The following is a 25,347-nucleotide window of genomic DNA, read 5'->3' as shown; positions in this document are numbered from 1 at the left end:
GTAGAGGCCTCACGGAGTCAAGGTCGCACCCGGCGTGCCCGGCGACAGGGCCAGTGCTCATTCCCAGAACCAACCAGGGTCTCACCGGCCGCCGGGCGACCAGGCCTGATCGGCTCGTGCCCATGCGTTGATCCGGCCGTCGATGCGGCGCGGTGCGGGTACCGTCTAGAACACAGCCAACATCCACCCTCGAACCAGGAGCACGGCCGTGACTGCACTGCCCGCGCAGCCGCAGCCCGGTGAGCCGCTCATCCCTATGCCTGCCTTGACCCCGGACGCCCTGCGTGCCGCCGTTGAGGAGCTGACGCCGAGCCGCATGCCGGCGTTCGTGCGTGATCTCGTCGGCGCGACTACCAGCGCGCAGCGGGCCCAGTCTCTTGCGCCACTGCGCACCTTCGTCCACACGTGGGGCGTGTTCGTCGCGATCCAGCGCTATCCCTCGCGAGCTGCTCGTCTGCGCCAACTGGAAGACGTGGTGAACGGCGGAGTGGAGGATCCGGCGGATGCCATCACCGAGATAAGGAAGATCCACGCAGAGGCGGAGGCCGAGGCCGGACTGTGACCGACTGACAAACCCGGCAGCCGCCAGGCCGGGCCTGCCCGGTAAGAACCGGTCAGGCCCGAGGCCCTTGCGCTCAGGCCATATCCCGGCTCTCCCAGCGGTCCCGGAACCACATCAGCGTCTCCGTGAGCAGGTCGAGGTTCCCGTTCTTCTCCAGCAGGGAGAGACGGACGTTGGGGCGCAGCTCCAGCTTTCCCTCGGGGATGTCGACGCCCTCCAACTTGTTGAGCCGAGCCAGGAGTTCGGCGCGTAGCGCACGGTCGGTGAACGGGTCCCGGGCGGCCAGGTACTGGAAGACCACCTCCGCCGTGCCGCCCCTGCCACTACCCGGGTACAGCGTCATCGGCCAGATGCCCCGGCCGGGGGCGCCTGCCTGGCCGAGCATGAGGAATGCGCTCGTCATGACCTGGCCCGCCCCGTGGCCGATCCAGCCGCCCAGTTCTTCCCAGCGGGCGAAGAGCGCCCGGACCGTCTCGACCGTCTCTGGGGGGTCGTCCGCCGCGAGCTGGCGGAAGAAGCGGTCGGCGCGTGTTTCCTCGCCCTGGCCGGCGCTGGTCGTGCGTTGCGCGGTGTCTTCGGCCTCGGCTCGGTCGTCGTCCTCGGTGACCAGTAGTGCGAGGTCGTCTGCGGTGAGGCGCTGCGCCGGGTCGGCGGCGCCTGTCACCGTGAAACGGACACCTTCGGCGGCCAGGCGGGAGCGGACGTCGTCGTCCTCGTCGTCGGATGTCCAACGGAAACCCTCGGAGACCTTGCCCTCGGATGTGAGGACCCGGTACGCGCCCACCACTCCGGGTGTGTTCGCAACGTGGTTGCCTACGGCCTGGGCGCCGGAGCCGAGGAACGCGGCTAGGTCGCCGTAGGACGTCCACGTGCCGTGGGGGAGTGCCGCGAGCACCTGGTGCGCCAGGTGCCAGTCTCGGCTGCGTTCCGCCCGGCCGACTCCACGTAGCGGGGCAGGCCACAAGGAGACTGCGCGGTCGGCGAGTTCGTCGGCGCGGGCGAGGATCTCCTTCGCGCCCCAGCGCTCGGTGGCGGCGATGCGGCGGTTCATCTCCAGGTGGCTGCCGTGGAGGAGGCCCTGCTTGCGCTCGAAGGGGTGGTTCGACAGCTCCGAGTTGACCGCGGTGAGTGTCAGGTTTCCGAGGGTGTGCTGCAGGCGGGAGTGCAGGTCCTTCGCGCTCTCCCCGTCGGCCGCCTCCTCTTCCAGCATCTCGAGCCACTCATCGCCGGGCGACTGCGGCATGACGTGCTCGATGGTGAGCTGCGCCGCGGCGAAGTCCACAGGCTCCGGATGCTCGTAACTCTCCTCCAGCCGCTGCAGCACCACCTTCCGCTGCTGTGAGCGTCCGAACTGGTAGAAGGGCGCCTTCCGGATCTTCTCGCGCAGCTCCACGTCGTCGGGCCAGAACCGGTTCTCGGAGGAGAGCAACTGGTGCAGCCCGTCGGCGACGGGCGCGTCGAGCGGGAGCTGCCCGGGCACGGACTGGAAGATCCTGTTGAGGTTGTTGGTCGGCACGCGGCAGATCATCCGGCGTACCAGGAAGCTCTCGATGTATGACATCGCACGGGCGGTGTCGGCTGAATCGAGGTCTCCGCGGGCACGGCGGTCGAGGAGCAGCATCAGCGCGGGGTAGGTGACCTGGGCCTGCCAGGCGTTCAGGCGGTGCAGATGCGCGCGGACCGCTGCGTCCGGCTCCTCCTCGGGGTGGAGCAGGCGACGGAAGACGGCGGCGCGGCTGTGCAACTCCCTGATGTAGTCCTCGATTTCCTTCTCGCTCGCCTCGCCGCGCTCGAAGCGCTGCTGCTGTGCCGCGTACAGGTCCTGGCGGCGCACCCGGTCGTCGCCGTCGAGGACCAGTTGCAGCCACATGAGCTGTTCCAGCTCTTCGTTGCTCAGGCTGTCCTGCAGCGGGAGCCAGTACGTCTCGTAGACGTGCTCGCCGCGTGTGGTCAGCTTCATGAACAGGTAGTTGCGCAGCAGGTCCGCCTGGCTGAGCTTGAGCCCGGTGTTGTTGAGGGACTCGAAGATGCGGTGCACGTTGTCCCCGGGCTGGGCGGTCACCGCTACCAGCGTCAGCCGGGAGGTGATGGCCTGCTCGATGCGGAACACGTCCTGCGGGGCCGACGGGTCGGCCGCCTCGACGAGCTTGCGGCGGAAGAAGCTGTAGGCCGTGGCGACACTACTGCCGACCTGCTCGGTGAGTGGTCCGCGGATGTGCGCGGCGAACTGCGTCCGGTCCGCCTGGGTCGGCAGCAGTCGGAAGTGGTCGATGCCGGTCTGCCACTTGTTGATCAGGTATTGCTCGTCGATCCGCTCGGCTTGGCGCGGCTCGGCGTCCTTGACGTGATCGCGGATCGCGGCCAGAGCGAGGGAGAGCGTGGTCAGGCGTTGCTGGCCGTCGACGACGAGCCATCGGGAGAATGTCGCATCGTTCTGCGGCGACGGCGCGAGGACGACGGACCCCAGGAAGTGTGTGTTCGCCTGCTCCCCGCGCTCGATCAGCTCGGCCTGCTCCAGGATGTCACTCCATAACTGTCTTAGCTGCTTCTCCGTCCAGGAGTACGTTCGCTGATAGAGCGGCACCTGAAACTGCTGAGCCCTCCCCTGCACGAGATCGGCGAACAGCGTCTCCTTCGCCTGCATCGTGGTCCCCCTTGGCAGTTGATGCGGTCGTGGCACGTGAGAACGACGATATTCCGTCTGTGGATGTGCCCCGAGCACGTCGGGCTGATAGACAGCGAAGGTGAATGCTGCCGGATGTCAGAAGTCCGGCGGCAGGACGACCCGAACCACCAGGGCGAGGACACAGGACATGCTGCTGGCCGAGCAGGCACTCACCGGACTGAGGCTGCGCGGACAGCAAGTGCAGGCCATTGTCAGTGTGTTCGCGGACGAGGCCCGTCGGCGCTCCGTAGTCGGTCTCGGCGCGGTCGACAGCAGGGCGTTGCTGACCGTCCTGCATGACCTTCCAGCGGACATCCCAGTCCCGCTGTCTTCGCTTGATGCTTATGCCCTGCGGATGCTGCACGCCGCGCCGCCCGGTGTGGTCGAGCTGGTGGAGGGGCAGTGCGTCGTCGTACGGCGACTCGTACCCGCTGCTTGTGTCGAGCTGGTTCTCCTTCACGGGCCACGAGGCATTCCACCCCGCGAATGGGACTCCGCGGTTCGGGACGCCTCGCAGTTCGCGCCGTTCTGCGCCCGCGGGGTCGTCGTATCGCACCCTGGGTCGGCGTCAGGGCAGCACGACTTCGCATCGCCTGACGATTCCGACACGGACCTGCTTCTCCTGAAGGCCCGCTTCTACGGGGTCGGCGTAGCCACCCAAGGGCCGGCGGGGCTGCGTTGGCTCCTGGAACCCGCCCCCTACCGGCCTCGACGGCATTCCGCCGCCCAGTGGCTGCTCCATGAGCAAGCCTGGCGTCAACTAGGGCCGGAATGGTCCTGAGAGGACCGGTCCTTCCCGTTCGTGGGCAGTGCGGGCGGACTCCAGCGGCGCCAGGCCTGAAGCACCTTCGGAAACGAGACCTCCGTGTCCGTCTGGGACGACAGTAGACGGTGGTATTCCCGGGCGTCCGCGAGTTGCTGACGCCACCAGTCGATGCGGTCCTCGCCTGGGAGGGTAGCGTCCAACTCCTCATGCAGTGAGTAGAGTTCGCAGACACTGTGCTGCAGGGCCCCGAGGACGTCGGCGTCGCTGTCCGTGAAGCGGGTGAGAGCCGCCCCTGCGCACACCGCGCAGTCGCAGGTCCACGGATCGACGTGGGCGAACCAGTCCTGGAGCGTCGCCACTCGGTGGTAACGGAGCAGGCGCCGTACCAGCACCACTGGAAACGGCTTGTGGCCGCCGCCTCCGTTGTCGGGCCGTGGAGCCACACCGTGCCGGAGTACGGCCGATGCTCCGACCGCTGCCCCCAGTGCCCCGTGTGCCATGGCATCGAAGGCTGCGAGATCGGTGCGCCAGAGAACGAGCCGGGGACAGGATCGGCATAACTGCCGCAGCCCTTCGGAGGCTTGGTCGCGTTCGAGTGGGTCGCCGTCCGCCTGCATGATCAACGCCACGGGATGCCGGCAGCTCCGGATCTGCTCGGCGAGGTCGGGAAGGGAAGAGCGCCGTAACCATCGCCAGCTGCACGGCAACAGTACGACGGTGTCCCCGCGGCGCAAGGAGTTGGCCTGACGGATTACGGCCTTGAGTATCGACGCGTCGCCCACGCAATCAGCCGGGATGAAACATGTGGGTGTGACGGCATAAGACGCCTTGTTGTCGCGCTGGCCGTCGAGAATCTCATTGAGCCCGGCGAGGTCCAGGTCGCGCCAGCCGTAGTTGGTCTTGAGACCGAACGGTGCATCAGTGGTGGCGATTTGGTGGGTGTGGCTGCCCTGGTCCATGACCACAGTCGTCTCGGTCCGGGCGTTGCGTATCTCCCTGCACCTGACCGGCGCGGCAGCACCCGTCAGCACCAGTCCGCCAGTGCGGGCCGGGATGTACGGGAGCACGTCGATCGCCAACTGGTCGTTGACCATGATGAGCAGACGGTCCCGCAGCATTTCGTCTATTGCGTCGATCCCAGCCCCCACGAGATCGTCCCCCTCACGGTTGTCAGGCCGCCCCGCTGTTTCTCACTGTCAGAGCAGTGAAATGAACGGCGCAAGACCGCCTGCCAGGGGCGGAGCGGTTCTCGGACAGGGGGTGATGGCGTCCAGAAGAGTTCGAGCTTCCCGCCAGCGCCCTTCTGGTTACGTTGGGTGACGTGTCGGCAGAGGGATCAGGAATCGGTGTAGGTGTGCTCAAGGGAAGGATCCTTCAGCGGACTGACATTGCGGCGAGGTAGCGTCAGGCACTGCCAAGAGCCACTTCAGGAGCCGCCGATGGACGACGACCTTCAGCTGATCAGCGACGGCGACGGCCTGGCCGTCATTGGAAGCCCGACGGCTGTCGAACGTTTCCTCGTCTCCGAAGGACTGCCGTCGAAGGATCTCGGACTGCCGAGGCTCGGCCCCACCCTCAGTGCTGTGGCCGGAGCAGCGCAGAAAGGGGCCGAGATCGCGGCCGACTCGGGCCGCTGGGTGAAGTTGACCGAGCAGTCGGCGCACGCTCTCAAGAAGTACGGGCTGATGAAAGGCTCGAACTCGGGTGTAAGCCGTGCCGTGTTGACGAAGAACGGCAAGATCAAGGGACTCCTCGAACTGGAGAAGACGCCCGGATCGTTTCTCACCAACCCGGCACGCCTGGCCGGTGCAGCGGGGCTCATGGCGCAGCTTGCGATGCAGCAGACCATGGACGAGATCACCGACTATCTCGCCGCGATCGATGCGAAGGTCGACGACGTGCTCCGTGCTCAGAAGGACGCGGTGCTGGCGGACATGATCGGAGCGGGCCTCCTGATAGAGGAGGCCATGACCGTCCGAGAGCAGGTGGGCCGGGTCTCCGCGGTCACGTGGTCGAAGGTGCAGGCCACGGCGATGACGATCGCGCGGACCCAGGCCTATGCGCTGCGTCAACTCGACGCGCTCACCGAGAAGATGGAGCACCAGAGCAGGATCGGTGACCTCGCCAAGGCCTCGAAGGAGGCGGAAGTCACAGTGGGCGAGTGGCTCGCCGTTCTGGCTCGTTGCTTCCAACTGCACGACGCGATCTCCGTGCTCGAACTCGACCGCGTACTGGACGCATCCCCGGATGAACTGGACCGGCATCGCCTCGGACTTCAGGTTGCCCGTCAGAACCGTAGGCAACTCATCTCGCAGAGCACCGAGCGGCTGCTGGCCCGCGTGGACGCGGTCGTCGGCAGGGCCAACACGAAGGTGCTGCTGCACCCGACCGCGTCCCCGGCCGTCGTGCATGCGGGCAATCATGTCGCGGTCGCCGTCGTCGACTTCCATGGGCGGCTCGGGATCGAGCACGGTCGACAGACGATGGACGCGAGACGGTGGTTGGACGCCGCTGCGGAGGCGAGGGACAAGGCGCTCGACACGGGAGCCGGAGGCGTCTACGCCGCCAGGCGGCTCGGTAACGAGACCCTCAATCGGGTCAGATCGGTGACGGGCAGGCTCTCCAGCGAGATTGGCGAGCGAGCGCTCCGTCGAAGTGGGGATGACGAGGAACGCAACGACGAACGAGACGAGGAACGAGACGAGAAAGGCTGAGACTTCGGGAAACGTCAGCGGGGCGCAATTGCTCACGTGCTCATGCAGTACACGGGCGAAAAACTGAGGCCCGCGGTCCCGGCGGTCGCGTGGCAGCGGAGCCGCCGGGGTGCTGGTACGCCTGGATCAGTTGGCCAAGGCCATGCGCTCGACCCAGGCGACCTTCACGGACTTGATGTCGGACAGTTTGTGGCCGTCTTCGAGGGTGACGTACTCATCGAACTCGCCCTTGTCGGCGTCGGTCTTGCCGGCGGCCAGGTGGGTCGTACCGATGTAGGTCTGGCCGACGAAGTCGCCGTCCTTGTCGAAGCCGTTGACGAGCACGGAGTAGTTGGCGGGTTCGTCGCCTTCGTTGGTGATCTTGTAGACGAACTCGTAGGTCGGGCTGTCCGAATCGCTGTACGAGTCACAGTCGTTGTATGAGAGTTCGTCGGTGTCGTCGCAGTCGTCGTTGTCCCCGTACGACTCGGTGTCACCCGTCACGAGCTTGCCTCCCGAGACCTCGACGTGGTCCATCGGATCACCGTCGCGGGCCAGGGCCCACCAGGCGATACCGCCACCGGCGAGGAGCACGGCTGCGGCAGCACCCACTATCAAGGCACGCTTACGCCGACTGCCCTGTGGGGCGGCCCAGGGCAGCGAAGTCGTGGGCGGCGCCGGGGGTATCGGAGGGAGCGAGGTTCCCACGAGTTCCGGCTCGGAGATGGCGGGCTGGGGCTCCGGCTGCTGGGGCGCCTTGTCGTTCAACTGGTTCTGCCTTGTCAAGAGGTTCGGACGGGGCCGGGCGGGTGGACGCGGAGGTCAACGAAAGGAAACACGTCTGTGGCCTGCGAATCGGTTCCGGCGCCGGGACGAAGTCGGCGTTGCGCCCGATGGATTTGCAGTCCTGCACAGACGCGGGTCAGCCCACCCACGGCGACGGCCGCGACAATGGCTCCCGAGTCGATGACGTGCGGCAACGAGGGAGCTCACCGGGGCAAGGGCGACCGCTGGTATCTGCGCTTGCTCAGAGGGCGCTCTCTGGAGTCACGCTCCTGCCCCGGCGTAGTGCTCGACCTGTCTCCATCTCTTCGCCTACGGTCCGGCTCGCGTCGTCAGACGGACGTCGCCTCCGCCGTCAGGCGTTCGTCCAGGGTGTGGATGATCGTGGCTGCCTTCTCGGCCGCCTCCTCGTCGTCGGGGGCGCCGATTACGGCCATCAGTGATTCCACCAGGGCCATCTTCAGGTCGTCCGTGGGGCGGGTGTCTTCGGTGGTGGTCGTCATGTGGGGTCTCCTGGCTTGTCGTGGGGTCTCAGAAGGCGTTGCAGGCCCGGAAGATGTGGGCGAAGGAGGCGATGGAGGCCGGGCCGTCGAAGGCTACGTACTCGGGGAGCGTGGCGTGCGGGGCCCACTTCTCCTTGTAGTCCAGTTGGGTTTGGGCGGGGTACAGCGCTGCGCCCTCCGCCCACAGGAAGTGCATCAGCCATTGGAAGGACGGGCTGGCACCCGGGAGTTCGTTGGCCTCGTCCAGGCCTGTGAACGGGGTGAAGCCGAAGTGGAGCCACTCCACGCCCTCGGCTGTGAACTTCTCGATCGCGTGGGCGTTGATGGCCTCCATCAGGCCCGGTGAGCCGTTCGGGATGCGACGGCTCAGGTCGTGCATCCAGCCGGCCTTGCTGCCGTAGACGGGGGAGTAGGAGATGTAGCTGACCGGGGCGCCGTCGATGTTGCCCACGAAGAGACGGCGGTGTTGCTGGGCTTCGCCTCCTATCTGGCCTACCAAGAACTCCAACGGCCTCGCGTGGTCGCCCTTTGAGCCGAGCCATGCGTTGTCGATTGTCTGGAGGGCCTCCTCGCAGTCCTCCGCCGGGACCTCCTCGATCGTCAGGCCGTTGCGCAGGGCGCGGGAGATCTTGTTGCGCAGTTGCATGAAGCGGGTGCCGCGGAGAGTGAAGTCGGGGAGGTGTACTGCCCAGGACGCGCCTATCTGGTTGACCGTGAAGCCGGCCTCCCGGTACTGCTCGGCGTCGGGGCGCTGGAGTTGGACGGAGACCAGCTGGAGCTGTTCGGCGCGGGCGTACTCGCGCAGGCCGTCCACCAGCTTGCCGTAGGCGTCGGGCGCGGCGAACGGGCCGCCGAACTGGACGAGATGGCGGCCGGTCCGGCGGTAGATGGCTACGCCGTCCACGCCGGGGAGGGTGAAGACGCTGTTTCCTGTGTTCAGGGCCAGGAAAGAGCTGGGGTTGTCTGATTGGGTGTGCGTCTTGATTGCCCGCAGGACGGGGTTGTCCAGGGTCGTTGCGCTGGTCGCCGACATAGCGTTCCTTCCTTGGTGACGCGAATCTTCTGTCGAAAGTAGAGCACCTTCGAATACCGCTTCGGTAGAGCTGCCGAGAATGGTTGTGAGGGCGTCAGGTGGACGTCAGGATGATGTCAGCGGGGCATGGCAATGTATTTCTCGAGAGCAGGACGGGGAGCCGAAAGGGGAACCGGATCTGAACTCGAGGAGAGGTGCCCGGAGCGGCTTATCGGGGACCGTGCAAATGGTCGGGCTCTTTGGGTCCGCGCAGGTTCGAATCCTGCCCTCTCCGCGCAGTGGAGCTAGTTGTTGGGAGAGGTGCCCGGAGTGGTTTATCGGGGGCCGTGTGAATGGTCGGGCTCTTTGGGTCCGCGCAGGTTCGAATCCTGCCCTCTCCGCGCAGTGGAGCTAGTTGTTGGGAGAGGTGCCCGGAGTGGTTTATCGGGGGCCGTGTGAATGGTCGGGCTCTTTGGGTCCGCGCAGGTTCGAATCCTGCCCTCTCCGCGCAGTGGTGCAAGTTGCTGGGAGAGGTGCCCGGAGTGGTTTATCGGGGACCGTACTCACGGTCGGGCTCTTGAGTCCGCGCAGGTTCGAATCCTGCCCTCTCCGCGCATGGTGTATGTCCCCGCCGAACGGGCCGGGGGATCGAGGTCTCATGGGCGAATGAGGCGGCCTTCGGTCCTCCGGCCCTTTCCCATGTTCGGCCCTGACATAATCCCCGGCTTCATCAGTCTCCGGTCAGGCGGGCGTCAGCCGCCACTGATTCCATCAGCCCATGTTCCAGCCCCCTGACCAACTGGCCCCGCCACTGACGTACAACCATCCGCCTCTTACCCGGTGACGCCCTATGGAGCATGCGATGAGCGAACAGGCCCTGGTGGTGGAGAAACTCTCCGAGCTGCCCCGGTCCGAGCGGTCGGAATATCTTGAGGAATTGGTCGTCGCGGAGTTCAGGGATGTTCTCCTCATGGGCGGCGACGAGGAATTTCCCGTCGATCAGAGTTACTTCTCCCTCGGGTTCACCTCGCTTCGGATCATGGAAGTGAAATCCCGGCTGGAGGCTCTGCTCGGGTGCGCGCTCAGCACGAACGTCCTGTTCAACAAGCCCACCGTCGAGAACCTGCTCGAATACCTGGCCGACGAGGTCCTCGGCGACCTCATGCCGTGACCACTGCGGGCTGTCGAGAAGAGGGAAGACCGTAATGTCGAAAACCCCGCACAACGAGCCCATCGCACTGGTCGGCATGGGTTTCCGGCTCCCGGGCGGCAATGAGTCGCCCGAGGGGTTCACCGAGTTCCTGAAGAACGGCGGGTCCGGTATCCGGCCCGTGCCCGAGGACCGGTGGGATGTCGCCGCCCTGAAGCCCCGCCCCGACGAGGGCGACGAGCCCGAGCTCGGCAAGGTGCGCACCACCGGCGCCGGATTCCTCGACCAGATCGACCAGTTCGACGCGCCGTTCTTCAACATCTCGCCCAAGGAAGCCGCGTTCGTCGACCCTCAGCAGCGACTGCTCCTGGAGACGGCCTGGCAGGCCCTGGAGCAGGCCAACATCAATCCCGCCGAACTCCGGCACGGCAACGGCGGCGTGTACGTCGGCGCCAGTTCCATCGACTACGCCCTGGAGATGGAGGGACTGCCGTACGAGGAGCTGGACGGGCATCTCGCCGCCGGCATCACGCTCTTTCCGCTCTCCGGCAGGCTGTCGTACTTCTTCGGGCTCCGTGGGCCCAGTCTGACGGTCGATACCGCTTGTGCCTCCTCGTTGACCGCCACCCACCTCGCCGTCGAGGGGCTGCGCAGCGGGTCCTGTGACGTCGCCCTCGCCGCCGCCGTCAACTGTCTGCACCACCCGCGCATCTTCGTGATGTTCTCGCACGCCAACATGCTGGCTCCGGACGGTCGTTGCAAGACCTTCGACGAGGACGCCGACGGGTATGTGCGGGCCGAGGGATGCGCCGTGCTCGTGCTCAAGCGGTTGTCCGACGCACAGCGTGACGGGGACCAGGTGCTTGCCCTCATTCGGGGCACCGCCATCGGTGAGGACGGCGAGAGCGCCGGGCTCACCGTGCCGAACGGGACCGCCCAGGAGACCGTGATCCGCGCGGCGCTGCGCAACGCCGAACTGACCCCCTCCGACATCCAGTACGTCGAGGCGCACGGCACCGGCACCCCGCTCGGCGACCCCATCGAGATGGGCGCCATCAGCGACGTCTTCGCCGACTCCCACACCGCCGAACGGCCCGTCACCGTGGGCTCGGTCAAGACCAACCTCGGGCACACCGAACCCGTCGCCGGCATCGCCGGTGTCATCAAGACCGTCCTCCAGATGCGGGCCGGGACCATCTTCCCGCACATCAACTTCAGCAAGCCGTCCGGTCGTATCCCGTGGTCCAACATTCCCGTCACCGTGCCGACCGAGAATCGCGCGTGGGAAGTGGACGACGACACCCCGCGACGCGCCGTCGTCAACAGTTTCGGGTTCGCCGGGTCCATCGCCGCCGCGGTCATCGAGGAGGCGCCGGCTCAGGAGGTCACGCCCTCGGTCCCCGCCGACGACGGCGGTCACGTCTTCACCCTCTCCGCCAAGTCCCGCCGCTCGCTCGGCATGCAGATCGAGCGCTACCGGCAGCACCTGGAGCAGAACCCGGGCGTCGACATCGGCGACCTCTGCTACACCGGCAACGTCGGGCGCAGCCACTTCACCCATCGGGTCGGCGGTCTGGTCACCGACCATGCCTCGCTGGCCGCCCTTCTGGAGCGTCACGCGGACGCCGCCGAGGGACCCGGCCGTCGTAACGACGTACGCAAGACCGCCTTCCTGTTCGCCGGGCAGGGGTCGCAGTACCCGGGCATGGGGGCCGCACTGTATCGGCAGTTCCCCGCCTTCGCCGCCCAAGTCGACGCCTGCGACGCGCTGTTCGCCGACAAGCTCGGGCGGTCCGTCAAGGACCTGATGTTCGCCACCGACACCGACACCGGTGGGCAGAGCGCCGGCGCGCTCCATCAGACCCTCTACTCCCAACCCGCCCTCTTCACCTTCGAGTACGCCCTCGCCAAGCTGTGGATGTCGTGGGGGCTCCGGCCCAACGTGCTCATCGGGCACAGCATCGGTGAGGTCACCGCAGCCGCCGTCGCGGGGCTGTTCAGCCTGCAGGACGCCACCGCGCTCGTCGCCGCCCGTGCCCGGCTCATGCAGTCGGTCACCGCGCCGGGCGGCATGGCCGCGGTGGGTGCGCCCGTCGAGGAGGTCGCGCCGCTGCTGGAGAAGTACGACGACCTTGCCGTGGCCGGGGTCAACTCGCCGCAGCAGACGGTGATTTCCGGTGGTGAGGAGTCGCTCGGCGAGGCCATGGCCTCGTTCGCGGAGCGCGGGCTGCGCGTCAAGCGGCTGACCGTCTCGCACGCCTTCCACTCCCCGCTGATGGCCGAGGTGTACGACGCCTTCCGTGCCGAGATCGCCGGCATCGAGTTCCATGAGCCGGCTCTCACCCTCATCTCCAACGTCACCGGGAAGGTCGCCCGGTTCCGGGAGATCGCCGACCCCGACTACTGGGTCCGTCACATCGGCGCGCCCGTTCAGTTCGCCGACGGCATGCGCACGTTGGAGAAGCGCGGTCGGCACGCCATGGTCGAGATCGGGCCGTCGCTCGGGCTGAGCGCGCCGGCCAAGCAGTGCGTCACCGCGCAGGATCACCTGTGGCTGGCCAGCTCGCATCCGAGCGACACCGACGGGCGGACCATCCGGAACGCCGTGGCGCAGCTGTACGGCGCCGGGTTCACCCTCTCCTGGACCGGGTTCCACGCGGGGCGGGAACGCACGGCCGTGGCCCTGCCCGGCTACGCCTTCGACCGCAAGCGGTACTGGCTGCCCACCACCGCCAACCGGCGGCACGGCCTCGGCGCCCGGATCGCCGACACCAGCGGGGTGCAGCATCCGCTGCTCGGCGCTGAGAGCAGTACCGAGGAGCAACGCGCCAACAACATACGGGAGTTCTCCGCCGTCATCAGTGCCGAGCAGCCCGGCTATCTCGCCGCGCACGTCGCCATGGGCAAGGTCGTCTTTCCCGGCACCGGATATCTGGAGATCGTGCTCGCCCTCCAGGACGCGGTGCTCGGGCACACCCGCCGTGCCGTCCGTGACGTGAGTCTGCGGGAGGCGCTGATCCTCGACGCCGACACCCCGACCCGGCTGCGGACCCGGCTCACTCCGGGCGCGGACGGTGTCCTCGCCGTCGAGATCGTCAGTCTCGTCGGCAGTGGTGAGGACGCCGTCGAGCGGGTGCACGCGACCGCCGTGCTGTCGGCGGCCGACGAGGCGCAGGACGGACCCAGCGACGCCGCGAGGGCACTCGTAGGGCTGGCGGGTGACGGGGAGCGGCCGTCCGATGTGCTGCGGGCGGAGGATGTGTACGCCGCCTACGCCGGTGCCGGACTCGACTACGGGCCCGCGTTCCGGCTGATGCGGTCCGTCACCCGGTTCCCGAGCGGGCTGACCGTCGGTGACCTCCAGGGCGTCGACGCGGGGCCGTTGGAGCATGTGCCGCCGGCGCTGCTGGACGCGGCCATGCACAACATGGGCGCCCTCGCCGACGACGGCAACTCCTATCTCCCCGTCCGCTTCGGGCGGTTCACCCTCTTCCGCAAGCCCCGGGCGCAGGAGCTGCGGACCCTGCTGCGGCTGGTGCCGGCCGACTCCGCGGACGTCGACGTGTGCGCCGATGTGCTGGTACTCGAAGGTGACGAGCCCGTCATGGAGTTGCGCGGGCTCGGGCTCAAACAGCTTGCCGACACGCCCGGTTCGCCGCGGCGCAGCTTCTTCCACCAACTGCGGTGGACCAAGCGGTCGTTGACGGGCCAGGACGCGGTCGCCGAGCGGCGGGTGCTGCTCGTCGGGCGGCCCGACGACGGGTTCCGGGAGACCGCCGCCCGGCTCGCCGAGAGCGGCGGACGGATGTTCTTCGCCGACGGCGCCGACGAGGCGGGCGCCTTGCTGGCGCAGGAGCGGATCACCGACGTGGCCTGGCTCTGGCAGGACGGTGTGGACGGGCTGCGGGCCGAGTCCGAGCGGAACTACGCCCGGCTGCTGGCCCTGCTCGCCGTCCTCGACCGGCAGGGCTTCGGGCGGGACCAGCGGCTGTGGCTGGTCACCGAGCAGGCCCAGCCGCTGCGCGGGGACGACCCGGCGCGGACCCGGCTCGCCGCGGCCTCCCTGTGGGGCTTCGGGGCCGTACTCCTCAACGAGTACCCGTCGTACCGGACCACGATGATCGACCTGCCCGCCGACGGCACCGGACCGGCCGCGCTCGCCGCGGAGTTCACCGCGCGGGAGACCGGCGACTTCCAGATCGCCTACCGCGGCGGCCACCGGCACGTACGGCGCCTCGTCGCCGACGACGCGCGGGCCCGCCGGGACAACGGGTTCGGGCTCGCGGTCAAGGAGTACGGCACGTTCGCCGGCATCCGGCCCGAGCGCGTCGAGGAAGTGCCGCCCACCGGTGACCAGATCCAGGTCCAGGTCGCCGCCGTCGGGCTCAACTTCAAGGATGTCCTCAACTCCCTCGGCATGATGCGGGAGTTCGGCGAGCAGCCGCTCGGCTTCGAGTGCGCCGGAACCGTCGTCGCCGCCGGACCCGACGCCTCCTTCGCGCCCGGCGACGAGGTCATCGTCAACTACCTCGGGCTCATGCGGCGCCGGGTGACCGTGCCGTCCGCGGTCGCCGTACCCAAGCCCGCCGGGCTCGACTTCACGCAGGCCGCCGGGCTCATCTCCGTGTACGTCACCGCGTACTACGCCCTGCACCGGCTGGCCGGCATGAAGGCCGGCGACCGAGTGCTGGTGCACGCGGCGGCCGGCGGCGTCGGACAGGCCGCCGTCCATCTGGCGCGGCTGGCCGGGGCGGAGGTCTTCGCCACCGCGAGCCCGCACAAGTGGCCGCTGCTGCGCGAGCAGGGCGTCGAGCACCTGATGAACTCCCGCACCCTCGACTTCGCCGACGACATCGAGCGGATCACCGGCGGGCGCGGCGTCGACATCGTCCTCAACAGCCTCAACAAGGACTTCATCCCCGCCGGTATGAAGTCCCTCGGAAAGAACGGGAGGTTCGTCGAACTCGGCAAGGTCGGGGCGTGGACACCGGAACAGGTCGCCGAGGAGCGGCCGGACGTCTCGTACTTCAACTTCGACCTCAGCGAACTGCCCGAGGACCGGCTGATCCCGCTCAACCAGGAGATCATGCGGATCATCGTGGACCTGGTGGCGGCCGGTGACCTGCCCGCGCTGCCGGTGACCGGGTACACCCTCGACGAGGTCGAGGAGGCGTTCGGGGTGCTCAGCCGCGGCGCCAACATCGGCAAGCTGGTCATCGAGTTCGACGACCCGTCCGCCGCCGAGGCGCGCCCCGTCGAGCTGCGGTCCGACCGCGTCTACGTCGTCACCGGCGGCCTCGGCGGTCTCGGTCTCGTCGCCGCGGAGAAGCTCGTCGACCTCGGCGCCGAACAGGTGGCGCTCGTCGGCCGCCGCACGGAACCCGTGGCCGATGTCGCCCACCTGCTGCAACGGCTGCGTGAGCGGGCCGAGGTCACCGTTCTCCAGGGCGACGTCTCCGATCCCGCGGACATCGCCCGGATCATCGCCTCCCTGAAGCGGGCGGGCGTGCCCGTCGGCGGCATCGTCCACGCGGCCGGTACCACCGCCGACCAGCCGGTCGCCGACCAGACCTGGCAGAGCCTCGACGAGGTCTTCCAGGCCAAGGTGTACGGCTCCTGGCTGCTGCACGAGGCCACCGCGGACCTTCCCGAGCTGGACTTCTTCGTCGGGTTCTCCTCGGCCGCCCCGGTCGTCGGCGCGCCCGGCCAGTCCAACTACGCGGCGGCGAACGCCTACTTGGACACGCTGATGGTCTGGCGGCAGGCCCAGGGACTGCCGGGGCTGTCGATCAACTGGGGGCCGTGGGCCGAGGTCGGCATGTCGGCCAGGCTCGGCGAGGCGCTCATCCGGCGCTGGGAGGACGAGGGCATCAAGCTCTTCTCGCCCGGCCGTGGCGCCCGCGCCTTCGCCTCGGTGCTGGGCCGTCCGCTCGGCCAGCTGGTGGCCGGCGAGGCGGACTGGGACCGGTTCACGTCCGCCAAGCCGGTGCGCAACGCCCTGTACGAGCGGCTGGTACGGGCCGGCGGCGGCGCCGAGGCACACGCCCTGGACCTTGAGGCCCTGCGCCAGCTGCCGCAGGCCGAACGGGTCGCGGCGCTGGAGGAGTTGGTACGGGCCAGGACCGCCGAGGTGCTGCACCTCGACGACCCCGACTCCATCGACCCCTACGCCGAGTTCGCCCAGGTCGGCCTCGACTCGCTGGTGGCGGTGGAACTGAAGACCAAGCTGGAGGCGGCACTTCGCCTCCCGCTCCCGCCCCAGTTGGCCTTCGACCACCCGTCACCGGTGCAGCTCGCGACGTTCCTGGAAGGGGAGTTGACGGCCGCGGCGGCGACCTGACCGAGAGCCGGGGCACGGGCCAGGCCACACCGACCCGCGCCCCGGCACCTACGGGACGGCACCTACGCCTTGATGTCCACGTCCGGCGCTTGGTGGGTCCGGGCTCGGGCCGGGGGCTCGTTGCCCGGCCCTTGCGTCCGGCACCTGATAGGTCCGGGCTCGAGCCGGGGGCTCGTCGCCTGGCCCTTTCGTCCGGCACCTGTTGGGTCCGGGGTAGGGCCTGGTGTTTGCCGTCCGGCCCTTGTGTCCGGCACCTGATAGGTCCGGGCTCGAGCCGGGGGCTCGTCGCCTGGCCCTTTCGTCCGGCACCTGTTGGGTCCGGGTTAGGGCCTGGCGCTTGCCGTCCGGCCCCTGCGTCCGGCACCTAATACGCCCGCACAGGGGCCGGGGGCTCGTCACCTGGCTCTTACAGCCGGTACCCAACACGTCCGCAGTCGGGCCCGGCGCTCATCGCCTGGCCACTGAGCCCGGCACCCGCCAGGCCCGCACCCGCGCCCGGCGCGCCCCTCACACCCGGCATCGATCGATCCGCTTCCGTCCCCGTCCCGCACCCATCCACCCGCCCCCGCCGCACACCCGCGCCCATCCACCCAGCCCCCTCCCCACCCCGCCCCTGCCTCCATCCGTCCCCCGCCCCAGCACCCCGCCCCCTATCCGCCCCACCCGGCACCCCCCAAAGGAGACTTCCGTGGCCGGACCGAGCACGGACACCATTGCCGCCCGATCCCTTCAGCACGCCGCCCGGCGGCCGGACCACCCGGCGATCATCTGCGAGGGCCGCGAGACCAGCTACGCCGAACTGCACCGGGCCAGCAACCGCACCGCCCACGCCCTTACCGCGGCGGGTCTGTCGCGCGGTGACCGGGTCGCCTTTCTCGGGCGGGAGAACGAGCACTACTACGACCTCGCCGTGGGCTGCGCCAAGACCGGCGTGGTCCTCGTCCCCATCAACTGGCGGCTGACCGCGGGCGAGGTGGACCACATCCTGCGCGACTCCGGCGCCCGGATGGCCTTCGTGCAGGGCGAGTTCCTGTCCGCCGTCGAGCGGGTGCGGGACAGCTTGCCGGAGCTGCGCGAGGTGCGGCGCTTCGACGGTCCCGACCACCCCGCCGAGGGCTTCCTCGCCTGGAAGGGCGACGCCCCCGACACCGACCTGGACGTGCCGGTCGGGTCCGAGGACCCGATGGTGCAGATGTACACCAGCGGCACCAGCGGCCTGCCCAAGGGCGTCGTCCTCGCCCACCGCACCTTCTTCACCTTCGTCGAGCAGATGCGACAGGCCGACTGCGACTGGATCGACTGGCGGCCCGAGGACCGCACCCTGATCTGCTTCCCCGGTCTGCACTCGGGCGGCATGGCCTGGTTCATGCATGCCTTCAACGTCGGCGCCACGTCCGTGGTGATGGGGATGTTCGTCGCCGAGGAGGCCGTACGGCTGATCCCCGAGCACCAGGTCACCACCGTGTGGGCGGCCCCGGCGATGCTCGACATGATGATGGCCGAGCACCGGGCGGGGCCCGAGGCGTTCGCGTCGCTGCGCAAGGTCGTCTACGGCGGCGCCCCCATCTCCCCGTCCCAACTGGAGCGCTGCCTCAGCGTGTTCGGCTGCGAGCTCGCCCAGATGTACGCCGCCGCCGAGACCGGCAGCGTCGTCACCTGCCTCACCCCGGCCGACCACGTCCTGGGCAACCCCCGGCTGACCTCGGCCGGCCGGGTCTGCCCCGGCAACGTCGTACGGATCGTCGACGAGGACGGCAAGGAACTGCCGACCGGAGCCATCGGGCAGGTCACCGTGTGGACGCCGGCGCACTTCGTGGAGTACTTCCGGCAGCCGGAGGCCACCGGGCGGGCGCTGCAGGACGGCTGGCTGAAGCTCGGCGACGCCGGCTATCTCGACGAGGACGGCTATCTGTTCCTCTGCGACCGGATCAACGACACGATCATCGTCGCCGGGCAGAACATCTACCCCGTCGAGGTGGAGAACGCGCTGCGGGCACACCCCGCGGTCGCCGACGTCGCCGTCGTCGGCGTCCCCGACGCCCGCTGGGGCGAGACGGTCCGCGCCTGCGTGGTCGCCGCGCCGGGCGCCGAGGTCACCGGGCGTGACCTGCTGCTCTTCCTGCGCGGCCGACTGGCCGACTTCAAGATCCCCAACAGCTACGAGTTCCTGGACGTCCTGCCCCGCAACCCCACCGGCAAGGTGCTGCGCCGCGAACTGCGTCAGCGCATCGCGGCGGCCGCGGGATGACGAACGCACCGACCATCAGCCCACCACCTCAAGGAGCGAGATGACCGAGCCCGTCGCCGCCGGGGCGGACCGCTGGTTCCAGCCGGAGAGCGCACCCGAGGCCGGAACCCGGATCTTCCTGCTGCACTACGCGGGGAGCGGGGCGTCGATCTACCGGGACTGGCCGCCGCTGATCCCCGCCGACGTCTCCACCCAGGCCATTCAGCTGCCGGGCCGTCAGGAACGGCTCGGTGAGCCGATGTTCACCGACGTCGGCCCGCTCGTGGAGACGCTGGCCGACTGTGTCACCGCCGAACTCGACGGCCGCCCCTACGCGGTCTTCGGGCACTGCATGGGGGCGCTGCTCGCCTACCGGCTCACCGTCGAGCTGGCCGAGCGTGGCGAGCAGCCCCCCGTACTGCTCGGTGCCTCGGCCTGGGCGCCGCAGGGCTTCCGCACCCCGGCGCCCGAGCAACTGCGGGTGCCGCAGAGCGAGTTGGTGGAGTGGGCCCGGGGGCTCGGCTCGCTGCCCGAGGCCATTCTCAACGACACCGAGGCACTCGGGCTGATGATGCCGGCCATGCGGGCGGACCTGGAGGTCTGCGCCAGCTATCACGACGACGCCGCCGAAGTGCCCTGCCCGATCGTCACGTACAGCGCCGACAAGGACCCGCTGGTGGACCCGGAGGCCATGGACTCCTGGGTGCCGCGCACCACGTCCTACCTCGGCAACCGCCTCTTCCGGGGCGGCCACTTCTTCCTCCACGAGGAGACGACGACCATCACCGCGGACTTCGTCCGTCTGCTGCTCGGCCGGGCCGCGGCGGCGGCCAGGTCCGCGCTGTGAACGACCCCGAACAACACGCCACCGAAAGGGAGTCCGACATGACTCTGGTCAACCCCAATGACTTCGCGGACCGTTACGTCGCCGCCTGGACCGAGACCGACCCGGAGGCCCGGCGCAAGCGCGTCGAGGAGCTGTGGGCGCCCGACGGCATCTACGCCAACGCCATCGCCGTCGTCACCGGCCACGAGGCCATCGCCACCCAGGTCGGCTACGCCCACGACGCCTACGCCACCGGCGGGTTCACCTTCCGCTCCTGCAACAACGCGCGCGGCCAGCACGACACCCTGCGCTTCAACTGGGTGATGGTGTCGGAGGCCACCGGCGCCCTGGAGGCCGTCGGCTTCGACTTCGTGACCCTGGACGACGAGGGCCGGATCATCGCCGACCACCAGTACTTCGACACGCCGCCCACCTATGTGGTCCCGGCGCCCGGGGAAGCCGCCGCCTGACCGTTCTGCTCCGCTACTCCGCTGCCCCTGTCGGCTCCTGCCCGGCAGGGGCAGCGGCATGCAGTCGGGTCAGCAGCGCGCCCGTGTCCGCGTCGGCCGGCAGGAACGCCTCGACGGCCAGCTCGGCGACGGTCACGTCCAGCGGCATGCCGAAGGTGGCGATCGTACAGAACAGGGAGAGCTCCATGTCCTGGTAGCGCAGCCGCAGCGGCAGGGTCAGATCGGCGTTGTCGCTGCGCGGCGGGTGCGTCGGCTCGGGGCCCGCCGGATACGTGCACAGTTCGTCGTACAGCTCCGAAAGGCCCGGCTCGGCGGTGAGTTCCACGCGTCGCCGCAGCCGCTGCATCAACTGCGCGCGCCAGTCGGGGAAGTTGAGGATGCGCGGCTGCATGCCCTCGGGGTGCAGGGCGAGGCGGAGCGCGTTGACGGGGGAGCGCAGCAGATGGGGCGCGGCGCCCTCCGCGAAGAGCGCGAAGCCGCTGTTGCTGAGCACGACGTTCCAGTGGCGGTCCACCACGAGGGCGGGGAAGGGTTCGTGCCCCGACAGGATCTGGCGGAGCGCATCGTGTACGGGGCGCATCTCGGCGGCATCCAGGGGAGAGTCCGTGTAGGCGGGCGCGTAGCCGGCGGCCAGCAGCAGCTGGTTCTGCTCGCGCAACGCCAGTTCGAGTTGTCGGCCCAGTCGCAGCACCATCTCGCGGCTGGGCTTGGAGCGCCCGGTCTCCAGGAAGCTGAGGTGACGTGCGGAGATCTCGGCCCGGGTGGCCAGCGCGAGCTGGCTGTAGCCCCGCTGCTCCCGCCACTGTCGCATCAGCTCACCCACGGAGCGGGACACTTGCCGGCTTACCTGCACCTCGGTCATCTCTTCACCCTGCATCATTCCGGGCGTCGGGGACAACCGCGGAAGACGGTCGCCCGAGCGGTCCACGAGCGGCGACGGGGGACACCGCTCGCGGACCGCCGTGTCCCGGTCCGCGGCACCTGCGAGTGCGCCGCGGACCGGGGGTTTGCGGGGGTGTGCGTGACTACGCCTGCGCCTGGTGCCGTCCGGCACCGACGAAGCGGTGGTGCTCGCGGATCAGGCCCTGCTCGTCGCGGAGCAGGAAGTCCACGCCGGTCTCGCCCGCTGCCGTACGCCACGGGTAGCGGAAGGCGTCGTGCTGGGCCGAGGCGCTGCCCGCCCGCTGCCGGGCCCCGCCGGCCGTGAGGGCCGCCGCGATGGCGTCCACGCCGTCGTGCGCACCGGTCTCGTCGACGTAGAGCGCGCCCGGCAGATAGAGGTCGGCGACCTCCTTGCGCGGTTCCTCGGCGGCGCCGGCCGCCAGGAGGCGTTCGGCCTGCGCGTCCAGCTCGTCCGTGGGCATGGGCGGCTCGTTGAACTGGTAGTCGGCGACGATGCGGCCCTCGTCGTCGAGGAGTACGACGTCGAAGCCGACGGCGAGCACGGTGTCGGAGTCACCGGGTGTCATCAGCCAGTTGAACGTCAGCGCGCCGGCGTGGCCGACCGGGTTGTCCCCGGACCGGAAGCGCAGGCCCTGTCCGGCCACGAACTGGTCGTGCGCCTCGGTGACCCGGGCCACCAACTGCTCGGTGCCCTGGAAGCGGCGGGTCTGGGTGTAGTGGAGCCCGTCCGGAGTCCACAGGTTCGCCACCTCGGCCCCGCGCGCGGCGGCGTCGGGCTCGTTCCAGACGGCGACGTAACGCTTCAGCAGGTCGTCGGCGTTCAACGTCAACTCTCTCTCTGTGTGAGTGTCGGAGCGGCGGCACGAGGGCCGCCGCTCCAGGGGGTCGTGCGCGAGCGCAGGTGCTCGCGGGCGTTACTTCCCGGCGTTCGTCCGCGGCAGCGCCTGCACCAGCAGGGCCAGGGCCGCGGCGACCCCGACGAGGAAGTAGATGCCCATGTCGAAGGCGTGCGCGTAGGTCGAGGCCACGGGGTGGTCGCCGAGCGCGTTGTAGAAGATCACGCCGATGATCGCCACGCCGATCGAGTTGCCGATCTGCAGGCCGGTGGTCAGCACACCGGAGGCCGAACCCGCGTACTGCGGGTTGACCCGGGCGAGCACGGTGGACGCCAGCGGCGCGACCGCCAGGCCCATGCCCGCACCGTCGATCGCCAGGCCCGGGATCAGCCACGCCGTGTGGCCGCCGTCGCCGAGCTGTGCGGCGGTGATGCCGATGACGATCAGGCCGACGGCCATGATCACGGCGCCGACCGCGATCACCTGGCGGCCGAGCTTTGCGGCGAACTTCGTCGCGTTCATCGAGGTGTACATGTAACCGGCGCCGATGGCGGCGAAGAGCAGCCCGGCCTCCAGCGCGCTCAGCCCGCGGCCCGCCTGCATGTACAGGGCGAGGACCAGGAAGAACGACGCCTGGCCCATCCAGAAGACCAGCTGGCAGCCGAGGCCCACGACGAACGCGCGGTCCTTGAACATCTCCATGTTCACCAGCGGGGAGCCGCCCCGAGCGGCGATCGACCGTTCGACACCCACGAACACGGCCAGCAGGACCGCGCACGCCGCGAAGGAGCCCCAGGTCCAGGCCGGCCAGCCCTTCTCGCGGCCCTCGATGAGCGGCAGCACCAGCGCGACCAGCGCGAGCGTGATCACGCCGACGCCGAGGAAGTCCAGCTTGGGCTTGCCCTCGGCCTTCGACTCGGGGACCAGCTTGACGGTCAGGGCCATGATCAGCAGGCAGATCGGCAGGTTCACCAGGAAGCAGGCACGCCAGTCCAGGCCCGCGATGTCGGCCTCGATCAGCAGACCGCCGATCAGCTGCCCGAAGACGGCTGCCAGACCCATGGCCAGGCCGTACCCGGCGAACACCTTCAGCCGGGCCGGGCCGGTGAAGATCGTGCCCAGCAGGGCCAGCACCTGGGGGGCGAGCAGTGCCGCGGCCAGGCCCTGCAGGACCCGGGAGAAGACCAGGAAGTCACTGCTCTGCGCTACACCGCACAGCAGCGAGGCGATGGTGAACAGGCCCATGCCCAGCAGGAACATCCTGCGGCGGCCGAAGAGGTCGCCCAGCCGGCCGCCGGTGATCAGACCGACGCCGTAGGCGAGCCCGAATCCGGCGACCACCCACTCGATGGCCGAGGCGCCGGCATGCAGGTCCGTCTGCAGCGAGGGGATGGCGACGTTGACGATGAAGAAGTCCAGCGTGGTGATGAAGACACCGGCGAGGACCGTCGGCAGGATCAGCCGATGCGGTACGGCCGGGGGCGCGGCCGCCGGTGCGCCCGCGGACGACGCCGGGGCGCTGCGGTTGGTCTCGGTGGTCATCCTTAGTAACTCCCAACGAACACACGGGTGTTCAGCTGCGCCCACGGCCGGATGGCCGATGGGTCGAGTGCGAACTCCAGCGTGTCGCCGGGGCGCCCCGGGGGTCAATTACCTACCAGGTAATCACTGGCGGGCTCCGGTGATTACCCTGCCCGAACTCAAGTGCGGTGTCAGCGCGAAGTCAGGCCATCCTGAATGCTCATCGCAGCAGTGCGCCGTCGGCACCATCGAATAGGGATCAGGCCAGGACCTGGTCACGATTCCCGGATCAGCATCGCGTCAGGACGCGGTCAGTACCGACTGCAATCATCATTTCCGAATTCTCCTGCAATCCCCTGCAATCCCATTTCGATTGCATTTTCCGAAGGGTCCGCGAGATGAATCCCGGAAAAAAGTTGCGCAGTTATGGGCTGTTTATCGCGGGGAGAGACATCGAAGGCGACGGCTGGGTTTACACCGTCAGCGCCAAGTCGCTTCTCGAGGATGTCTTCACCAGTGTCAGCCTCAAACGCACCCTTGAGAAGGACGCGGACTCCGACGCCGCGGAGCACCCTTACGTCATCGGCCGCTGCGCGATAGCCGACGACGCGGCCATCGACCTCGCCACCGAGGCGGCGGCCGCCGCGGCGCCCGGCTGGGCGGCGGTTCCGCTGGAGCGGCGCATCCGGCTCGGCAGCCTCTTCCGTGAGGAACTGCTGCGCCGCGAGGACGAGTTCGTGGAGATGCTGGTCGCCGAGTCCCACCCGGTCAAACTCGCCCGCTGGGAGCTGAGTTGCCTGCTCCAGGTCTACAGCGAGGAGAGCATCCGCTGGTACGCGCAGCAGATGCACACCGAGTTCGACGACCGCGGGCGCCGGCTGATCGTCCGCCGGCAGCCGGACGGCGTGGTCGCCTTCAACCCGCCGCAGAACGCCCCGGCGCCCAGCGCCGCCCTCGCCGTCCTGGCGATGATGGCCGGCAACGCGGTCGTGGTCCGGGCCCCGCGCAGCATCGCGCTGAGCACCCTGTGGGTGCTGCGGGACGTGGCGGCACCGCTGCTGGACGAGATCGGGGCGCCGCCCGGCACGCTGAACGTGGTGTGCGCCAACCCCAAGCAGACACTGGACCGTTGGATCTCCAGCCCGCTCATCGACGACATCTTCTACATCGGCGGCAGCCAGGAAGGCCTGCGCTTCCAGGAACAGTGCGTGGCCCACGGCAAGAAGCCGATCCTGGAACTCGCCGGCAACGACGGCATCATCGTGTGGAAGGACGCCGACCTCGGCTACGCCGCGGAGGCCATCACCGAGTCCTTCTACGGCTCCGGACAGATCTGCATGGTCCCCAACTACGTGCTGGCGCACCCCGACATCGCCGACGAGCTCATCGCGGAGGTCAAGCGGAAGGTCGCCGACGTACGCCCCGGCTATCCCGACGAGGAGGACGTGCTGCTGTCGCCGGTGCGCCGCACCGAGCGGTTCTTCGGCCTGCTGGAGCGGGCTCTCGAACAGGGCGCCGAACTGGTCACGGGCGGGCTGCGCACCGAACTGGACGGCACCCCCTCGGAGACGGGGGTCTTCCTGCAGCCGACCGTGCTGCGGGTGGACGGCATGAGCACGGCCCGCGAGCACGAGGTCGTCCGGCACGAGACGTTCTTCCCGCTGCTGCCGATCGTGGTCGCCGAACCGGACACCGACGAGGTGCTGCTCGACCGCTTCCTCGACTTCGTCAACAGCAACGAGTACGGGCTGCGCAACTCGCTGTGGGCCAAGGACGAGACGGTGGTCGACACCTTCGTCCAGCGGGTCGTCAACGGCGGCCTGCTGAAGGTCAACGACTCCCACATCGGCTTCCTGCCCTATCTGCCGAGCCACGGCGGCACCGGCCTGACCGGCGGGGTCTTCGGCGAGGCCAACTACCCGATGCTCAAGACCTCGCACGTCCAGGGGATCAGCATCGCCCGTGACGTCAGCCCCCACGAGACGGTCTTCGGCGACTGACGCGGCGCCTCCACTCGACCGACTCACGCGGCGCCCCCACTCGGCCGACTGACGAGATGTCCGCACTCGGCCGTCTCACGCGGCACCCCT

At 69.0% G+C, this 25,347-nt stretch carries 17 protein-coding genes and 4 tRNA genes; 13 read left to right on the top strand and 8 right to left on the bottom strand.

All coding sequences use genetic code 11. The annotated features are described in order from the left end of the window. Positions 1–208: 208 nt before the first annotated feature. On the top strand, positions 209–562 hold the full coding sequence (locus CRP56_RS12665) for a DUF6247 family protein (RefSeq protein ID WP_306459443.1): 354 nt from the start codon (positions 209–211) through the stop codon (positions 560–562). 73 nt (positions 563–635) lie between these two features. Here the strand turns inward: CRP56_RS12665 and CRP56_RS12660 are convergent, their stop codons facing one another. After that, positions 636–3,206 (bottom strand): GmrSD restriction endonuclease domain-containing protein, encoded by a 2,571-nt coding sequence (locus tag CRP56_RS12660; protein WP_097263349.1) that lies wholly within the window; start codon positions 3,204–3,206, stop codon positions 636–638. Positions 3,207–3,375: 169 nt separating this feature from the next. Here CRP56_RS12660 and CRP56_RS12655 point away from each other — a divergent pair, with 169 nt between their 5' ends. After that, complete coding sequence (locus CRP56_RS12655; RefSeq protein ID WP_097263347.1) at positions 3,376–4,008, top strand: hypothetical protein; 633 nt, start codon at positions 3,376–3,378, stop codon at positions 4,006–4,008. On the opposite strand, the gene CRP56_RS12650 is transcribed toward CRP56_RS12655, so the two are convergent. Then, on the bottom strand, positions 3,984–5,111 hold the full coding sequence (locus tag CRP56_RS12650) for a hypothetical protein (RefSeq protein WP_097273981.1): 1,128 nt from the start codon (positions 5,109–5,111) through the stop codon (positions 3,984–3,986). The two genes, CRP56_RS12655 and CRP56_RS12650, sit on opposite strands and share 25 nt — an antisense overlap. Before the next feature lie 321 nt (positions 5,112–5,432). On the opposite strand from CRP56_RS12650, the gene CRP56_RS12645 reads away from it, so the two are divergent. After that, on the top strand, positions 5,433–6,707 hold the full coding sequence (locus CRP56_RS12645; protein WP_097263345.1) for a hypothetical protein: 1,275 nt from the start codon (positions 5,433–5,435) through the stop codon (positions 6,705–6,707). 126 nt (positions 6,708–6,833) lie between these two features. Here CRP56_RS12645 and CRP56_RS12640 read toward each other — a convergent pair whose 3' ends face one another. The 3 genes from CRP56_RS12640 to CRP56_RS12635 form a co-directional block, all read right to left on the bottom strand. After that, positions 6,834–7,298: a hypothetical protein gene (locus CRP56_RS12640; protein ID WP_143664899.1), complete on the bottom strand. Its 465-nt coding sequence runs from the start codon at positions 7,296–7,298 to the stop codon at positions 6,834–6,836. Positions 7,299–7,801: 503 nt separating this feature from the next. Continuing rightward, entirely contained in the window at positions 7,802–7,972 is a 171-nt protein-coding gene (locus CRP56_RS47550; RefSeq protein WP_179850999.1) for a hypothetical protein, read from the bottom strand. Between the two features lie 28 nt (positions 7,973–8,000). Beyond that, on the bottom strand, positions 8,001–9,005 hold the full coding sequence (locus CRP56_RS12635) for a DUF2156 domain-containing protein (RefSeq protein WP_097263341.1): 1,005 nt from the start codon (positions 9,003–9,005) through the stop codon (positions 8,001–8,003). Positions 9,006–9,193: 188 nt separating this feature from the next. On the opposite strand from CRP56_RS12635, the gene CRP56_RS47545 reads away from it, so the two are divergent. From CRP56_RS47545 to CRP56_RS12610, 9 genes are all read left to right on the top strand, one after another. Then, positions 9,194–9,279 (top strand) — tRNA-OTHER (locus CRP56_RS47545). A 20-nt stretch (positions 9,280–9,299) separates the two neighbouring features. After that, positions 9,300–9,385, top strand: a tRNA-OTHER gene (locus CRP56_RS47540). A gap of 20 nt (positions 9,386–9,405) precedes the next feature. After that, a tRNA-OTHER gene (locus tag CRP56_RS47535) sits at positions 9,406–9,491 on the top strand. 20 nt (positions 9,492–9,511) lie between these two features. Further along, positions 9,512–9,596, top strand: a tRNA-OTHER gene (locus CRP56_RS47530). Between the two features lie 250 nt (positions 9,597–9,846). After that, positions 9,847–10,155 (top strand): acyl carrier protein, encoded by a 309-nt coding sequence (locus tag CRP56_RS12630; protein WP_097263338.1) that lies wholly within the window; start codon positions 9,847–9,849, stop codon positions 10,153–10,155. 34 nt (positions 10,156–10,189) lie between these two features. Further along, a complete protein-coding gene (locus CRP56_RS12625) occupies positions 10,190–16,474 on the top strand; it encodes a type I polyketide synthase (RefSeq protein WP_097263336.1) in 6,285 nt (2,094 codons plus the stop codon). Between the two features lie 688 nt (positions 16,475–17,162). Next, positions 17,163–18,722 (top strand): long-chain-fatty-acid--CoA ligase, encoded by a 1,560-nt coding sequence (locus CRP56_RS12620; protein ID WP_097263334.1) that lies wholly within the window; start codon positions 17,163–17,165, stop codon positions 18,720–18,722. A 40-nt stretch (positions 18,723–18,762) separates the two neighbouring features. Beyond that, positions 18,763–19,548, top strand: a complete 786-nt coding sequence (locus tag CRP56_RS12615; RefSeq protein ID WP_097263332.1) for a thioesterase II family protein — start codon at positions 18,763–18,765, stop codon at positions 19,546–19,548. Positions 19,549–19,586: 38 nt separating this feature from the next. Beyond that, entirely contained in the window at positions 19,587–19,997 is a 411-nt protein-coding gene (locus CRP56_RS12610) for a nuclear transport factor 2 family protein (protein WP_097273979.1), read from the top strand. A gap of 13 nt (positions 19,998–20,010) precedes the next feature. On the opposite strand, the gene CRP56_RS12605 is transcribed toward CRP56_RS12610, so the two are convergent. The 3 genes from CRP56_RS12605 to CRP56_RS12595 all read right to left on the bottom strand — a co-directional run bounded on the left by CRP56_RS12605 (position 20,011) and on the right by CRP56_RS12595 (position 23,278). Beyond that, positions 20,011–20,832, bottom strand: a complete 822-nt coding sequence (locus CRP56_RS12605; protein WP_257040758.1) for a helix-turn-helix transcriptional regulator — start codon at positions 20,830–20,832, stop codon at positions 20,011–20,013. A gap of 190 nt (positions 20,833–21,022) precedes the next feature. After that, the gene (locus tag CRP56_RS12600) at positions 21,023–21,730 is read right to left on the bottom strand and encodes a hypothetical protein (RefSeq protein ID WP_097263328.1); all 708 of its coding nucleotides are present in this window, start codon (positions 21,728–21,730) and stop codon (positions 21,023–21,025) included. Positions 21,731–21,814: 84 nt separating this feature from the next. Continuing rightward, complete coding sequence (locus CRP56_RS12595) at positions 21,815–23,278, bottom strand: MFS transporter (RefSeq protein ID WP_097263326.1); 1,464 nt, start codon at positions 23,276–23,278, stop codon at positions 21,815–21,817. Between the two features lie 377 nt (positions 23,279–23,655). On the opposite strand from CRP56_RS12595, the gene CRP56_RS12590 reads away from it, so the two are divergent. Then, complete coding sequence (locus tag CRP56_RS12590; protein WP_097263324.1) at positions 23,656–25,257, top strand: aldehyde dehydrogenase family protein; 1,602 nt, start codon at positions 23,656–23,658, stop codon at positions 25,255–25,257. The last annotated feature ends 90 nt before the right edge of the window (positions 25,258–25,347 follow it).

Source organism: Streptomyces sp. TLI_55 (assembly GCF_900206255.1).
Taxonomy (GTDB): Bacteria; Actinomycetota; Actinomycetes; order Streptomycetales; family Streptomycetaceae; genus Streptomyces; species Streptomyces aquilus.
The sequence above is the reverse complement of the archived record's forward strand: the minus strand, read 5'-3'. Positions and strand labels throughout refer to the sequence as shown.

Coding starts and splice junctions, on each gene's coding strand:
- CRP56_RS12635 (WP_097263341.1), bottom strand. CDS start 9,005: ATGTCGGCGACCAGCGCAACGACCCTGGACAACCCCGTCCTGCGGGCA.
- CRP56_RS12655 (WP_097263347.1), top strand. CDS start 3,376: ATGCTGCTGGCCGAGCAGGCACTCACCGGACTGAGGCTGCGCGGACAG.
- CRP56_RS12625 (WP_097263336.1), top strand. CDS start 10,190: ATGTCGAAAACCCCGCACAACGAGCCCATCGCACTGGTCGGCATGGGT.
- CRP56_RS12630 (WP_097263338.1), top strand. CDS start 9,847: ATGAGCGAACAGGCCCTGGTGGTGGAGAAACTCTCCGAGCTGCCCCGG.
- CRP56_RS47550 (WP_179850999.1), bottom strand. CDS start 7,972: ATGACGACCACCACCGAAGACACCCGCCCCACGGACGACCTGAAGATG.
- CRP56_RS12645 (WP_097263345.1), top strand. CDS start 5,433: ATGGACGACGACCTTCAGCTGATCAGCGACGGCGACGGCCTGGCCGTC.
- CRP56_RS12610 (WP_097273979.1), top strand. CDS start 19,587: ATGACTCTGGTCAACCCCAATGACTTCGCGGACCGTTACGTCGCCGCC.
- CRP56_RS12615 (WP_097263332.1), top strand. CDS start 18,763: ATGACCGAGCCCGTCGCCGCCGGGGCGGACCGCTGGTTCCAGCCGGAG.
- CRP56_RS12595 (WP_097263326.1), bottom strand. CDS start 23,278: ATGACCACCGAGACCAACCGCAGCGCCCCGGCGTCGTCCGCGGGCGCA.
- CRP56_RS12650 (WP_097273981.1), bottom strand. CDS start 5,111: ATGCTGCGGGACCGTCTGCTCATCATGGTCAACGACCAGTTGGCGATC.
- CRP56_RS12590 (WP_097263324.1), top strand. CDS start 23,656: ATGAATCCCGGAAAAAAGTTGCGCAGTTATGGGCTGTTTATCGCGGGG.
- CRP56_RS12660 (WP_097263349.1), bottom strand. CDS start 3,206: ATGCAGGCGAAGGAGACGCTGTTCGCCGATCTCGTGCAGGGGAGGGCT.